Raw genomic sequence first — 14,115 nt, forward strand, 5'->3', positions numbered from 1 at the left:
CCGTCGAGAGAGTGACAGGCCATGGCCCCGCGAGGCGGGGCAGGGCGCGACGGGGAGAAATCATTTTGTACTGGCTATTGGCATGCGTCGTCATCATCGCGGTCCTGCTGTTCGGGATCTGGTTCCTGCAACGATTCTACGCCAAGGCGACGCTGGAAACCGCGTTGGTCCGCACCGGCATGGGCGACCGACGGGGGCTGTCTGGCGCTGCCGATCGTGCACCAGCTTCAGCGGGTGTCGATGCAGACCGCCGCGGTGACGCTCGCGCGGACGGGGCGCGAAGCGGTGCTGACCGCAGATGCGCTGCGCGCCGATATCCTGATGGAATTCGAACTGCGTGTCGGATCGGATGCGGCCAGCATCGCCACCGCCGCGCAGGCCTTCGGTCACCGGGTTGCGCGCGGCGGTGACGCATTCGAAGAAGTGCTGACCGGGCCGCTGGCCAACGCCGTCCAGACCGCCGCCGCGGCGCGGGGGATCAACGAGATCCATCTGGAGCGCGCGGCCTTTACCCGCGAAGTGTCGGCAATGGTTGCGGATCACGCCGGCCGGCTGGGGCTGGAACTGGTCACGGCGGCGCTGGTGTCGGTGGATCAGAGCGATTTCGCGCAGCGCGACGAGAACAACAGTTTCAACGCGCGGGGGATGCGCAGGCTGGCCGAGATGGTCGCCGAAGAGCGCAAGGCCCGGATCGCGGTCGAGACCAGCACGGAGATCGCGGTGCGCGAGCATCGCCTTGCCCAGCATCAGCGGCAGATCGAACTTCAGCGCGCCGAGCGGGAAGCGGAGATCGCGCAGCGCGAGCATCTTGCGCGGCTCGAGGCGGAATCCGAAAGCCGTTCGGCACAGTCCCGCGCCGAACAGCATCGCGCGTCGGAGACCATTCGCATCCGCGAGGAGCAGGAAGCCAGGGCGGCGCAGGTGTCGGCGGACGAGGCGCTGCGCAAGGCCGAGATGAAGGCGCTGCTGGAACTGGAGGAAGCCAAGATCGCCAACGGCATCCGGCTGGCGCAGTCCCGGGCCAAGGAAGCCAAGGCCAAGGCCGAGGAAGAGGAGGCGCGGGCGCAGGTGATCCTCGCGGCCGAGAGCGTGCAGGCCCAGAAGGAGCGTGCCGTGACCGAGCGGGAGCGCGAAATCGCCCGGCTGAGGCAGGCGCGCGATCTGGAACTGGAGGACGCGCGGGTCAAGAGCGACGTCAGCACGCTGCTGGCGCGGGCGCAGGCGGATGCATCGGCGCGGACCGCGACCGCCAACGCCGAGAAGGCCGCGATGGAGGCCGAGGCGGCGGGCCGTGCGGCGCTGAACCAGGCCGAGAACACCCTGAGCGACGCGGTTATCCGGATGCGGCTGGAAGAGCGCAAGCTGGACCGGATGCCAGAGATCATGACCCAGATGATGAAGCCGGTGGAAAAGATCGAGTCGATCCGCATCAACCAGATCGGCGGCGGCATGGGCGGGTCGCAGGGCGAGGGCGGGGGCGTCGACAGCGCCTTCGGTGCCGCGATGGACCAGATCCTGGGCATGGCCGTGCGCCTGCCCGCGATGAAGCAGATGGGCGAGGAGATCGGACTGGATTTCGACGTCGCCAACGCGGGGCGCACCGCCGATTACGCCAACCGCATCAAGGCCAAGGACGACCCCAAGACACCCAAAGAGTGACGCTCGGTCACCGACACTGAAACCGACCAACGGAGGACATACGATGTCTCTGAACAGAAGAGAATTGCTTGGCGGTGCCGCCGCCCTGACCACGGCGGGCCTGCTGCCACGGGTGGCGCTGGCCGCCGACACGATCCGGCTGGGGTCCATCCTCGACCAGTCCGGCCCCTTTGACGCCTACGGCAAGCCGATGGCGATGGCGACGCAGCTTGCCGTGGCCGAGATCAACGAGGCCGGTGGCCTTCTGGGCCGCGAGGTCGAGGTGGTGGCCTATGACACCCAATCCGACATGGCGCTTTATTCGCAGTACGCGCAGCAACTGACCCGGCAGGACAGGGTCGACGTGGTGCACGGCGGCATCCTCTCCGCCTCGCGCGAGGCGATCCGCCAGACCATGCGCAAGACCGGCACGCTGTATTTCTACAACGTGCTTTACGAGGGCGGTGTCTGCGACCGCAATATCTTCATCAACGGGGTGACACCGGCACAGCAGGTCGAGGCGCTGGTGCCCTACGCGATGAACAACTCGGGCAAGAAGGTCTATATCCTCGCGGCGGATTACAATTACGGCCAGATCACCGCCCGCTGGATCGAGAAATTCGTGCGCGACAACGGTGGCGAAGTGGTGGGCACCGATTTCTTTCCGCTGGACGTGAGCGATTTCGGATCGACCATCGCCAAGGTTCAGACAGCCGCGCCCGACCTCGTCATCGCGCCGCTGGTGGGCGGGCCGCACCTGTCGTTCTTCCGCCAGTGGGCCGCGGCAGGCATGAAGGACAAGATCGCGCTGGCCTCCACGACGCTGGGGGTGGGCAACGAGCACAAGGTGCTGACCCCGGAAGAAGGCAACGGGATCATGTGTGCCTACAACTACAGCCAGGAACTGGACACGCCCGAGAACCGGGAATTCATGGCGCGGTGGGCGGCGATGTTCGACGGGGACCAGTCGATGCACGAGATCGCGGTGTCGCATTACCATGGCCTGCATACATGGGCGGAAGGCGTGCGCAAGGCCGACAGCATAGAGCGCGAGGCCGTGATCGAGGCGCTGGAGACGGGGGTTTCGATCACCGGGCCGGGCGGCAAGGTGACGGTCGATCCGCAGACCCACCATGCCATTCTGGATGTGCACCTGATGGAGATGCGCGACCAGAAGATGGCGGTCATCGAAACCTTGCCGCAGCGCGCGCCGATCGACACGCAGGCGGTCTGCGACCTGGGCGCGAACCCCGACGACAACACGCAGTACGAGATCGAGATCTGATCCGTCCCTCCCACGGGCCGGGGCGGTCGAGGCTGCCCCGGTCCCCCAATTCCAGGCGGGCATCATGGACCTGAGTTTCGTTATCCTTGTCGAGATCCTCTACGCGGTGGCATCGCTGGTGCTGATCAGCGCGGGCCTTGCGGTCGTGTTCGGCATGATGAAGGTCATCAATCTCGCGCACGGGGAATTCATGATGATGGGCGGCTACGTGACCATCACCGCCGTTGGGCTGGGCGTGAACGTGTTTGTCGCCATGCTGGTGATCGCACCGCTGATCGTGGGGCTGATCGGTCTGGTGGTCGAACGGCTGGTCATCCGGCACCTGTACGGGCGGCTGGTGGACACGATGCTGGCGACATGGGGTCTGAGCCTCGTGTTCATCGGACTGGCGACGATGATCTTCGGCAATACGACGACCGGCATTTCCACACCGATCCCCGGCTTCGCGGTCGGGGCCTACCAGATCAACGGCTACAATTTCTTCATCATCGTTGTCTCGGTGCTGCTGGTTGCCGGCATGTACGCGGTGCTGCGCGGCACGCGCGGGGGGCTGATCGCGCGGGGCACGATGCAGCGGGCCGACATGGCCGCCGCACTGGGCTACAGCCCCGACCGCATCTACATGGCCACGTTCTTTTGCGGCTCGGCGTTGTCGGGGCTGGCGGGCGCGGTGCTGGCGCCGCTGGTGGGGCTGGTGCCGACTTCGGGCGGGGCCTACATCGCCAAGGCGTTCATCACGGTGATCGCGGGCGGTCCGGCGCTGATCGCGGGGCTTGTCAGCTCCGCCGCGAGCTTTGGCGTCGTCAGCCAGATCTTTACCTTCGCCATGTCACCGGTGATCGGCGAAGTCGCGCTGCTGGTCGCGGCGGTGATCCTGCTGCGGGCCATGCCGCAGGGCATCACCGCCCGGCTGTTCAGGGGGAAGCTGTGATGACGCGGACGGTTGCGCGCGAAGTCCTGCTGACGCTTGTGGTCTCGGCCCTGCTGATCTGGATCCTGCCGATGCTGATCGGCACCTATACGCTGACGGTGCTGGTGATCTACGGGATGCTGGGCCTCAGCCTCGGGCTGATCTGGGGCTTCGGCGGGATCCTGTGTTTCGGGCAGGCGGCGTTCTTTGGCCTCGGCGCCTATACCTACGCCATCGCGGCGATCAACATCGGGGAAAGCACCCTGCCGATGCTGCTGGCCGTCGCGGTGCCCGCCGTCTTTGCCGCGCTGCTGGGTGCGATGATGTTCTACGGGCGGCTGGGGGATGTCTATCTTGGCGTGATCACGCTGGTGGTGACGCTGATCCTGTTCAAGTTCGTCAATTCCACCGCCGGGCCGCAATACGCGATCGGAAACGCCCGGCTGGGTGGGTTCAACGGCATCCCCGGTTTCCAGACCCTGAATGTTCCGGGCGATCCGGGGGCGTACATCTGGGGCGATCCCTATTTCTACGTCTGCGCCGTGGCGCTGGTGATCGTGTTCCTGCTGGTCACGTGGCTGTTGCGGTCGTCCTTTGGGCGGGTGGCCGTCGGTATTCGCGAGAACGAGACCCGGATGGGGCTGATGGGCTACGACGTGGCGGCGCGCAAGACGGTGCTCTTCGCCATCGGTGCTGCCATCGCGGGGCTGGCGGGGGCGCTGTTCGCCAACTGGGCCGAGATCGTCACGCCGAACCTGTTTTCGCTGGGGCAGTCGGCCGAGATCATCATCTGGTGCATCGTCGGCGGGCTGGGCACCCGGATCGGGCCGATCCTTGGGGCGGCGGGGCTTGCCTATCTCAAGTTCCTGCTGGGCCAGCAGAGCCTGATCGACAACACGCTGATCACCGGGCTGATCCTTGTGCTTTTCGTGCTGTTCCTGCCACGTGGACTGGCGCCCGCCGTGGCGGCGCTGATCCGTGCCGTTTTTGGCCGCGCAGGGCGCAAGCCGGATCTCCGCCGGATGCGGAGGGTGCGGCATGGCTGAGACGGTGCTGGAAACCCATGGGCTGACCATGCGGTTCGGCGGGGTGACCGCAAGCGACAACGTGGACTTCAAGCTGAAATCCCGCGAACTGCGCTGCCTGATCGGGCCGAACGGGGCGGGCAAGTCGACCTTCTTCAAATGCGTGACAGGGTTGCTGACCCCGACGGAGGGCCATGTCTTCATGCGCGGGCAGGAGGTGACGGGGTGGCAGCCGCACCAGATCGCGGCGCTGGGAGTCGGGATCAAGACCCAGACGCCCAATGTGCTGGACGCGCTGAGTGTGCACGAGAACATCTGGCTGGCCGCAAGACGGTTTCATCCGGTGGCGGAGGCGCGCGCGCGCACCGACGAGATGATTGCGCGGCTGGCGCTGGGAAACATCGCCCGCACCCCGCTTGGGGAGCTGGCCCACGGTGAACGGCAGCGGGTGGAACTGGGGCTGGTCGCGGTCGCAGACCCTTGGCTGGTGCTGCTCGACGAACCCGCGGCGGGGATGAGCGCGCAGGATGTGGAACGGATGACCGCGATCATCCACGACCTGACCCGGACGGCGGCGGTGGTGATCGTCGAGCACGACATGCAGTTCATCCGCGCCATCGCGGACCGGGTGACGGTGTTTCATCAAGGCGCGGTCCTCATGGAGGACCACGTGGACCGCGTGATGTCCGATGCCCGGGTGCGGGCTGTCTACCTCGGGAAGAAAAGCTGATGGATCAGGACGAAGAAGCGCTGCTGTCGGCCCATGGCCTTTCGGGCGGCTATGGCCGGGTGCCGATCCTGCATGGGATCGATCTGGATGTCGCGGCGAACGAGGTCGTCGGCGTGCTGGGGCACAACGGCATGGGCAAGACAACGCTGCTGAAGACGCTGATGGGGTTCCTGCCGCCGACCGCCGGGCGGGTCCGGTTCGGCCAGACCGACATCACCCGCCTGCCGCCCAACGAACGCGGGCGGCTGGGGCTGGGCTATGTCCCGCAGGGGCGGGGCATCTTTCCGCAGTTGTCGGTGCGCGACAACCTGCGCTTTGCCTGGCATGACTACGGCGCCGGCACCGAAGCGGAGGTGATGGAAAGCGTGCTGGCCGATTTCCCGCGCCTGACCCGGTTGCTGGACCGCGACGGCGGGGCGCTGTCGGGGGGCGAACAGCAGCTTCTGTCGCTGGCGCGCTGCCTGATGGGCGACCCGGCGTTCCTGCTGCTCGACGAGCCGACGGAGGGCATCCAGCCGTCGATCATCGAGGAGATGGCCGAGACGTTGCTGAGCCTGCGGGACAAGCGCGGTCTGTCGATCCTGCTCGTGGAACAGAACTTCGACTTCATCTCGGATCTGTCGGACCGGGTGTTGGTGCTGGAGCGGGGCCGGATCACCGGCACCCTGAGCCGGGCCGATTTGTCGGACAGGACGAAGGTGGACAGCTTTCTTGGCTTCGGCGCCGCACGCGCCACGCGCGGCGGTCCCGGCACCACACCCGGCCCCGCGCGGCGCGCGGGCCAGCCCGATGTGCCGCCGCCCCCAGATATGCGCCAGCCGCGCGCCGCGCCCGAGCTCCCCTCAACATTTGCATCAACGGTGACTTCAATGACCATCAGACGCCCCACCCTCGCCCAGATGCGCAGCATGGCCGACCGCTTTGGCATGTCGCTGTCGGACGCGGACCTGCAGGAATACACCGAGATCATCGAGCCCTACATGCAGGCCTATGATCGGCTGGACGCCATGCCCGACAACCTGCCGGAGGTCCGGTATCCGCGCAGTCCGGGGCATTTCCCGTCGCCTTCCGAGAACCCGATGAACGCATGGTACGTCAAGACGGAGGTGCGCGGGGCGCCGGACGGACGGTTGCGCGGCAAGCGGATCGCGCTGAAGGACACGATCTGCCTCGCCGGGGTGCCGATGATGAACGGCTCGTCCATCATGGAAGGCTACACGCCCGAGATCGACGCCACCATTGTCACCCGGATGCTGGACGAGGGCGCAGTGATCGCCGGCAAGGCGCATTGCGAGAACTTCTGCCTGTCGGGCGGATCGCACACCAACGCCAAGGGGCCTGTGCACAACCCGTGGAAGCGCGGCTACATGGCCGGCGGATCATCGTCGGGCTCGGCGGCGCTGGTGGCAGCGGGCGAGGTGGACATGGCCATCGCCGGGGACCAGGGCGGGTCGATCCGTATCCCGTCATCGAACTGCGGCTGCTACGGGATGAAACCCACCCACGGACTGGTGCCCTATACCGGCGCGATGGGGGTCGAACAGACCATCGACCACCTTGGCCCGGTCACGAACACGGTGGCCGACAACGCGCTGCTGCTCGAAGTGCTGGCGGGCGAAGACGGTCTGGACCCGCGCCAGTACAAGCCGAAGGTCTTCAGCTATACCGAGGCGCTGGGGCGCGGGGCGCAGGGCATGCGCATCGGCATCCTGAAGGAAGGCTTCGGGCACCCCAACTCGGAAACGGATGTAGACCAGAAGGTGTTGCAGGCGGCGGAGCGGTTCCGCGATCTGGGCGCGCGGGTCGAAGAGGTGTCGGTGCCCGAGCATCATGTCGCGATGGACGCCTGGACCGCGATCACGCTGGAGGGGCTACAGGACGGGATGATGTGGGGCAATTCGACAGGCACCAACTATCGCGGGCTGTTCCTGCCGTCGATGACGGACCACATGGCGCAGTGGCGCGGCCGGGCCGACGAGCTGAGCCATTCGCTGAAGACCTGCATGTTCGTGGGCGAACATTTCCAGCGCCAATACCGGGGGCGTTTCTACGGCAAGGCGCAGAACATCATGCGGCGCTGCAACGACCGCTATCTTGCCGCATTGAAGCAGTACGACCTGCTGCTGATGCCGACCCTGCCGATCAAGCCGCAGCCGCACCCGCCCGCCGACAGTTCGCTGAGCTTGTATGTTCAGCGGGCGTTTGAGATGGTGGCGAATACCGCGCCGTTCAACGGTGGCCTTCCGGCGATGAGCCTGCCCTGCGGCCTTGCCGAGGGGTTGCCCATCGGGATGATGCTGGTCGGACCGCACTACGGCGAGATGAAGATCTACCAGGCCGCCCATGCCTTTGAACAATCGGGCGACTGGCGCAGCATGTGAGGAGATTTCGGATGACAATCCTGAATGAAAGCATCGCCGGTCGCATCCAGAACTTCGGTCTGGAAGACGGCGTGGCGGAAACCGCCGCCGACCTCGCGCCGCAGGACGGCAAATCCTACGCGAAAGGGGGCGCGCACCCGCCGCTGGCCTTTGCCACGATCCCGCAGTTGCTGCGCGACGCGGTCGCCCGGTATGGCCCGCGCGACGCGCTGGTCTTTCCGGGATCACGGCTGAGCTATTACGATCTGGACCGGGCGGTGGATGCGCTGGCATCCGGTCTGCTGGCGATGGGGCTGACCAAGGGCGATCGGCTGGGCATCTGGTCACCCAACCGGCTGGAATGGGTGCTGACCCAGTTCGCCACGGCGCGGATCGGGGTGATCCTTGTGAACATCAACCCGGCCTATCGCCTGTCCGAGCTGGAGTACGCGCTGAACAAGGTCGGCTGCAAGGCGCTGGTGCTGGCGCGGTCCTTCAAGACGTCGAACTACGTCGAGATGCTGCGCGCTCTCGCGCCCGAACTGGACAGCAGCGAGAAGGGCCGCCTGCGCGCCGCGCGCCTGCCGCAGTTGCGGCACGTGGTGGTGATGGGTGATGCGGCGGACGAAAAGGGAGTCTGGAGTTTCGGGGAGGTGTCGAACCTCGGCGGTCCCGCGCAACAGCTCCGCCTGCCCGAGATCGACCGTACGCTGCAGCCCGACGAGGCGATCAACATCCAGTTCACGTCGGGCACGACGGGCCAGCCCAAGGGGGCGACGCTGTCGCATTACAACATTCTCAACAACGGGCGTTTCGTGACCGACCGCATCCGGTTGACCGAGAACGACCGGCTGGCGATCCCGGTGCCGCTGTATCACTGCTTTGGCATGGTGATGGGCGTTTTGGGCGCGGTCAGCAAGGGCGCCGCGATGGTGTTTCCGGGCGAAGCCTTCGACCCCGACCAGACGCTCGATGCGCTGGCCGCCGAAAGCTGCACCGCGCTCTACGGCGTGCCGACCATGTTCGTCGCGATGCTCCAGAAGCTGGACGAGGTGCCGCGCGACCTGTCGTCGCTGCGCACCGGCATCATGGCGGGTGCCCCCTGTCCGGTGGACGTGATGAAGCGGGTGAACGACCGGATGAACATGAAGGAGGTCACGATCTGCTACGGCATGACCGAAACCTCGCCGGTCTCCTTTCAGAGCTTCGTGGACGACACCCTGCGCCAGCGGTGCGAGACGGTGGGCCGGGTCCATCCGCATCTCGAGGTCAAGATCGTCGACGAGGACGGCCAGATCGTACCGGCGGGGGTTCAGGGCGAACTGTGCACGCGCGGTTATTCCGTGATGAAGGGGTATTGGGACGACGACGCGCGCACCGCCGAGGCGATCCGCGACGGCTGGATGCACACGGGCGATCTGGCGGTGCTGGACGAGGAAGGTTTCTGTTCGATTACCGGGCGGGTGAAGGACATGATCATCCGCGGGGGTGAAAACATCTATCCGCGCGAGATCGAGGAGTTCCTGTACGGCCATCCGGACATCAGCGACGTGCAGGTCTTTGGCATCCCCGACGACAGGCTGGGCGAGGAGGTCTGCGCATGGGTGATCCCGAGGCGGAACAGCGCGCTGACGCCCGAGGCGGTTGTGGCCCATTGCCAGGGCAATATCGCCCATTTCAAGGTGCCCCGTCACGTGCGGATCGTCGAGGAATTGCCGATGACGATCACCGGCAAGCCGCAGAAGTTCGTCATGCGCGACCGCATGGTCGAGGAACTGGGCCAGCAGGGCGGGTAGGCCTGCGCCGGCTCAGGGGCCGGGCGGTTTGGCGGGGCGGTGTTCGCGCCAGATGATGAACAGCCCGCTGCAGATGATGACGCCCGCGCCGATGAAGGCGGGCGCATCCGGCACCTCGCGCCAGATCAGCCAGCCAAAGGCGGTGGCCCAGACGATGCCGGTGTAATCCAGCGGTGCGACGATCCCGGCCGGGGCGAGGCGGAACGCCTGTGTCATCATCGTCATGCCCGCGGTGCCGAACAGCGCGATGGCGACGAAGAGCCACAGGTTCTCGGGGCGGACCGGGGTCCAGAAGAACGGCACGATCAGCGCGCTCAGCACGGCGCTGGTGCCCGTGAGGTAAAGCAGCATGGTCCAGACGCTTTCGCGGCTGTCGACCCAGCGTGCGCTGAGCATCAGCAGGGCGTAGATCAGCGCGGTCAGCACCGGCAGCAGCGATACCGGCTGAAACGCCGCGGTGCCGGGACGGATCACGATCAGCACGCCGACGAAACCGGCGATGACCGCCAGCCAGCGCCGCCTGCCCACGACCTCGCCCAGAAACAGCGCGGACAGGGCGGTGATGAACAGCGGGGCAACGAAGATCAGCGCCGTCGCCTCGGCCAGTTCGAGGTATCGGAAGCTGGTGAAGAAGAGGATCGTGGCGGCGATCCACAGAACCCCACGTACAAGGTGCGCCGCGGGCCGGTGCGAGCGCAACGCGCCGGTGCCGCCGATCGCGAGGACCAGTGCCAGCGCGAAAGGCAGGGCGATCACGTTGCGCATGAACAGGATCTGCAGGGGCGCGTGGTCTTCGACCAGCAATTTCGCCAGCGCGTCGTTCGCGCTGAGGCTGGCGACACCGGCGCACATCAAGGCGATTCCCGAAGTTGTCCGTTCAGGTTGTTCCGTGGCGGTGTTTGTCATGCCTGTTCCCTTCCTGCGGGCAGGGTAGGGGCGGCCCGTGACAATGGGAAATATATTGTTCAGTCTGCATTGATACGGAACGCATATCGGACTTCGGCATGAACCTGCGCCAGATCAGGCATTTCGTCATCGTTGCGGAAGAGCTGCACTTTGCCCGTGCCGCGGCCCGGCTGAACATGACACAGCCGCCGTTGAGCATGTCGATCCGCAAGCTGGAACGGAGCATCGGCGTCGCGCTGTTCGACCGGAGCGCCAAGCGGGTCGCGTTGACACCGGCGGGTGCCATCTGGCTGGAGTACGCGCGGCGGCTGCTGGCAGAGGCGGAGGCGATGCCGCAGATCGCCCGCCGCGCGGCGCGGGGCGAGACGGGGGTGCTGCGCCTGTCCTTCGTCAGCATCGCGTCCTTCACCCTGCTGCCGGATCTGGTGTGCCGCTATCGTCGCGCCTTGCCCGACGTGCGGGTCGAGCTGCGCGAGGCGACCAGCGACGTGCAGCTCGAGGGCCTGCGCAAGGGCGAGATCGACGCCGGTATCGTGATCGGGCCGACCGGACATTTCGGCGGCGGGTTGGCGCACAGGCCGCTCTTGCAGGAGCCGCTGGTGGCGGCGGTGCCGGCGGCATGGCCTGTCGCGCGGCATGAAGATGTCGATTTCGCGGCCCTTGCCGATGCGCCGCTGATCCTGTTTCCACGCCACTTCGCCCCCTCCTACCACGATGCCGTCGCGGCGTGCTATGCCGGGCAGGGCCGGTCCATGCGGATACACCAGGAAGCCATCCAGATACCGACGATCCTGGGACTGGTGGCGGCAGGTATGGGGATGTCCCTTGTGCCCCGTTCCATGCTCGGCATGGAACGGTCGGGCGTGCGGTACCTGTCGTTGAAAGGGACCGCGCCGCTGATCGAGCTTTGCATGGTCTGGCGCGACGACCAATCGAAGCCGGTGCTGAAGTCTTTCCTGAGCCTGCTGGACCGGGACGACCGGCAGGCCTGAGAGGTCAGCTTCGGCGGGTCTGAAGCAGCCGGATCGCTTCGGGGACATGGGCATCGCCCGCGCCGCCCTCGACAAGGTCGGCCAGCGTGCGCTGCACCGCCTCGGCCACCAGTCGGGACGCGCCCAGATCGCTTGCCATGTCGGTGTAATAGCGCGCGTCCTTGTGGGCGTTGGCGATGCTGAAACGGAGCGCGGACGAGTCCCCCTCGAGGATGAAGGGGGCCACCCGCTCAAGCGCGACGCCTCCGGCGCCGCCCTTGCGCAGGCAGTCCACCATGGCCTCGGGGTCCATCCCGTCAGCGAGGGCGCAGGCCGCGGCTTCGGCGATGAGCGTCACGGTGCCGAGCGAGATGATGTTGTGAATGAGCTTGAGCTGGTGACCGCTGCCCGATCCGCCGGCGAGAAAGATGTTCTCGGCAAAGGTTTCGAGGATCGGAGTCACCGCCGTCACGGCGGCCGTGTCGCCGCCCACCAGCAGGTTGAGCCTGCCTGCCTCGGCTTCCTTCGGGGTGCGGGTCATGGCCGCATCGACCAGCGAGCAACCGGCGGACCGCAGCCGTTCGGCCAGCGCGCGGGTGGAGGCCGGTGTGGCGGTTGAGCAGTCGATGACGATGCTGCCGGGGCGGAGCGCCTCAAGCAGCGCGCCGGAGCCGAGCAGGACATCCTCGACCTGCGGGCTGCCGGTGACGCAGAGGATCACGGTATCGCAAAGCTCGGCGATCGATGCCGCGCTGTCGTGGCCCGTGGCCCCCAGCGCCACCAGATCCCCGGTCGGCTGGTTGCCCGCGTGGTGGAGGAAGTGCAGCGCGCGGCCCTTGGCTGCGATGTTCCTGCCGATGCCGTGGCCCATCAGGCCAACGCCGATCAATCCGATGTTCTGCAAGTCATGTCCTCTTGTTCAGGGTGTGCCGGACGCGGGTGCGGTGAACATGTCCGCATAGCGTTCGCGCAGCATGTTCTTCTGCACCTTGCCCATGGTGTTGCGGGGCAGCTCGTCGAGCATCACCAGCCTCCGGGGATGCTTGAACCGGGCGAGCGACTGCGTCACGGCGGCCATGATCGCCGCCTCGTCCGGGGGCGTGTCGCCGGACGGTACGATGACGCCCAGCACGGTTTCCCCGAAATCGGGATGCGGCACGCCGATCACCGCGCTTTCCAGCACGCCGTCCTGCGCGTCGAGCAGTTCCTCGATCTCCTTGGGATAGATGTTGTATCCCCCCGAGATGATGAGATCCTTGTTCCGTCCGATGATGTGGACGTAGCCATCCGCGTCCTGCCTGCCCAGATCGCCGGTGATGAAGAAGCCGTCGTCGCGCAGTTCGGCCGCGGTCTTTTCGGGCATCTGCCAGTATCCCTTGAAGACATTCTCGCCCCGAACCTCGATCTGTCCGATCTCGCCCGCAGGCAGGGTCTGCCCGCTTTCGGGGTCGGTGATCTTGAGCTCGACCCCCGGCAGGGGGAAACCGACCGTGCCGGCGCGGCGCTCGCCGTCGTAGGGGTTCGAGGTGTTCATGTTCGTTTCGGTCATGCCGTAGCGTTCGAGGATCTTGTGGCCGGTGCGGTCCTCGAACTGCACATGGGTTTCGGAGAGCAGCGGTGCAGAGCCGGAGATGAACAGCCGCATGCCCTTGGCAAGGTCACGGGTGAAGCGGCTGTCTGAAAGCAGCCGGGTGTAGAAGGTGGGCACGCCCATCATCGTCGTCGCCCGCGGCAGATGTTCGATGATCTGGTCGAGATCGAACTTGGGCAGGAAGATCATGCTGCCGCCCGTGGCGAGGATGATGTTCGTCGCCACGAACAGGCCATGGGTATGGAAGATCGGCAGCGCGTGCAACAACACGTCCGTGGCGCTGAAATGCCAGTAGCGCGCCAGCGTGTCGGCATTGGACAGCAGGTTGTGCTGGGTCAGCATCGCGCCCTTGGACCGCCCGGTGGTGCCCGATGTATAAAGCAGTGCGGCCAGATCCTCCGCCTGCCGCTCTGCCGTCGGGAAGTCGGCGGGCATGTCGCGGGCGCGGTCCATCAGCGTGCCGGTCCCGTCCCTGTCGAGCGTTTCCACCTGCGCGCCGAGCCTGCCGGCGATGGGCGCGAGCGTGTCCTTCTTGGCGCTGTCGCAGATCACCAGTGCCGCGCCGCTGTTCTCGACGAAATAGTCGAGCTCCTGCGCGGTATAGCCCGTGTTCAGCGGGAGAAACACCAGCCCCGCCTGGGCGCAGGCGGCATAGAGGGCCAGTGCCTCGGGCGATTTTTCCACCTGCACCGCAACCCGGTCACCCGGTTTCAGTCCGGCTTCGGCGGTGGCGTGGGCCATCCGTGCGGCCTGTTCGAGGAAGGCGCGGTGGGAGATCACCGTGCCGTTGGCGAGGTGCAGGAACGGCGTATCCTTTCCCGCGTGGATGCCGAAAAGAGTGTCGAAAAGCGGGTTTCTCATGGGTGTCTTCCTGATCTGTCGGTCCCGCCGGACGGGTTGTGT

Annotated in this window: 11 protein-coding genes; 8 read left to right on the forward strand and 3 right to left on the reverse strand. The window is 66.3% G+C overall.

Translation table 11 applies throughout. The annotated features are described in order from the left end of the window. The first annotated feature begins 216 nt into the window (after positions 1 to 216). From BOO69_RS19135 to BOO69_RS19165, 7 genes are all read left to right on the forward strand, one after another. The gene (locus BOO69_RS19135) at positions 217 to 1,659 is read left to right on the forward strand and encodes a flotillin domain-containing protein (RefSeq protein WP_237267621.1); all 1,443 of its coding nucleotides are present in this window, start codon (positions 217 to 219) and stop codon (positions 1,657 to 1,659) included. 43 nt (positions 1,660 to 1,702) lie between these two features. Beyond that, positions 1,703 to 2,923, forward strand: a complete 1,221-nt coding sequence (locus BOO69_RS19140) for an urea ABC transporter substrate-binding protein (RefSeq protein ID WP_071973996.1) — start codon at positions 1,703 to 1,705, stop codon at positions 2,921 to 2,923. A gap of 64 nt (positions 2,924 to 2,987) precedes the next feature. Beyond that, positions 2,988 to 3,854, forward strand: a complete 867-nt coding sequence (locus BOO69_RS19145) for an ABC transporter permease subunit (RefSeq protein ID WP_071973997.1) — start codon at positions 2,988 to 2,990, stop codon at positions 3,852 to 3,854. Then, the gene (locus BOO69_RS19150; RefSeq protein WP_071973998.1) at positions 3,854 to 4,879 is read left to right on the forward strand and encodes an ABC transporter permease subunit; all 1,026 of its coding nucleotides are present in this window, start codon (positions 3,854 to 3,856) and stop codon (positions 4,877 to 4,879) included. Before BOO69_RS19145 ends, BOO69_RS19150 begins: the two co-directional genes overlap by 1 nt. Beyond that, positions 4,872 to 5,588 (forward strand): ABC transporter ATP-binding protein, encoded by a 717-nt coding sequence (locus BOO69_RS19155; protein WP_071973999.1) that lies wholly within the window; start codon positions 4,872 to 4,874, stop codon positions 5,586 to 5,588. Before BOO69_RS19150 ends, BOO69_RS19155 begins: the two co-directional genes overlap by 8 nt. Further along, the gene (locus tag BOO69_RS19160; RefSeq protein ID WP_071974000.1) at positions 5,588 to 7,969 is read left to right on the forward strand and encodes an amidase; all 2,382 of its coding nucleotides are present in this window, start codon (positions 5,588 to 5,590) and stop codon (positions 7,967 to 7,969) included. Before BOO69_RS19155 ends, BOO69_RS19160 begins: the two co-directional genes overlap by 1 nt. 11 nt (positions 7,970 to 7,980) lie before the next feature. Next, complete coding sequence (locus tag BOO69_RS19165; protein ID WP_071974001.1) at positions 7,981 to 9,744, forward strand: AMP-binding protein; 1,764 nt, start codon at positions 7,981 to 7,983, stop codon at positions 9,742 to 9,744. Positions 9,745 to 9,756: 12 nt separating this feature from the next. On the opposite strand, the gene BOO69_RS19170 is transcribed toward BOO69_RS19165, so the two are convergent. Next, positions 9,757 to 10,650: a DMT family transporter gene (locus BOO69_RS19170; RefSeq protein WP_071974002.1), complete on the reverse strand. Its 894-nt coding sequence runs from the start codon at positions 10,648 to 10,650 to the stop codon at positions 9,757 to 9,759. Between the two features lie 98 nt (positions 10,651 to 10,748). Here BOO69_RS19170 and BOO69_RS19175 point away from each other — a divergent pair, with 98 nt between their 5' ends. Then, a complete protein-coding gene (locus BOO69_RS19175) occupies positions 10,749 to 11,642 on the forward strand; it encodes a LysR family transcriptional regulator (protein WP_071974003.1) in 894 nt (297 codons plus the stop codon). A 4-nt stretch (positions 11,643 to 11,646) separates the two neighbouring features. On the opposite strand, the gene BOO69_RS19180 is transcribed toward BOO69_RS19175, so the two are convergent. Continuing rightward, positions 11,647 to 12,525 carry an NAD(P)-dependent oxidoreductase gene (locus BOO69_RS19180; RefSeq protein WP_071974004.1) on the reverse strand — a complete coding sequence of 293 codons (879 nt, stop codon included), beginning with the start codon at positions 12,523 to 12,525 and terminating at the stop codon, positions 11,647 to 11,649. A 15-nt stretch (positions 12,526 to 12,540) separates the two neighbouring features. Beyond that, entirely contained in the window at positions 12,541 to 14,073 is a 1,533-nt protein-coding gene (locus tag BOO69_RS19185; RefSeq protein WP_071974005.1) for a malonate--CoA ligase, read from the reverse strand. Positions 14,074 to 14,115: the final 42 nt, after the last annotated feature.

Source organism: Sulfitobacter alexandrii, assembly GCF_001886735.1.
Taxonomy (GTDB): domain Bacteria; phylum Pseudomonadota; class Alphaproteobacteria; order Rhodobacterales; family Rhodobacteraceae; genus Sulfitobacter; species Sulfitobacter alexandrii.

Bases quoted from the DNA above. Each gene is read 5' to 3' on its own strand.
- BOO69_RS19140 (WP_071973996.1), top strand. From the start codon at position 1,703: ATGTCTCTGAACAGAAGAGAATTGCTTGGCGGTGCCGCCGCCCTGACC.
- BOO69_RS19145 (WP_071973997.1), top strand. From the start codon at position 2,988: ATGGACCTGAGTTTCGTTATCCTTGTCGAGATCCTCTACGCGGTGGCA.
- BOO69_RS19150 (WP_071973998.1), top strand. From the start codon at position 3,854: ATGACGCGGACGGTTGCGCGCGAAGTCCTGCTGACGCTTGTGGTCTCG.
- BOO69_RS19155 (WP_071973999.1), top strand. From the start codon at position 4,872: ATGGCTGAGACGGTGCTGGAAACCCATGGGCTGACCATGCGGTTCGGC.
- BOO69_RS19160 (WP_071974000.1), top strand. From the start codon at position 5,588: ATGGATCAGGACGAAGAAGCGCTGCTGTCGGCCCATGGCCTTTCGGGC.
- BOO69_RS19165 (WP_071974001.1), top strand. From the start codon at position 7,981: ATGACAATCCTGAATGAAAGCATCGCCGGTCGCATCCAGAACTTCGGT.
- BOO69_RS19170 (WP_071974002.1), bottom strand. From the start codon at position 10,650: ATGACAAACACCGCCACGGAACAACCTGAACGGACAACTTCGGGAATC.
- BOO69_RS19175 (WP_071974003.1), top strand. From the start codon at position 10,749: ATGAACCTGCGCCAGATCAGGCATTTCGTCATCGTTGCGGAAGAGCTG.
- BOO69_RS19185 (WP_071974005.1), bottom strand. From the start codon at position 14,073: ATGAGAAACCCGCTTTTCGACACTCTTTTCGGCATCCACGCGGGAAAG.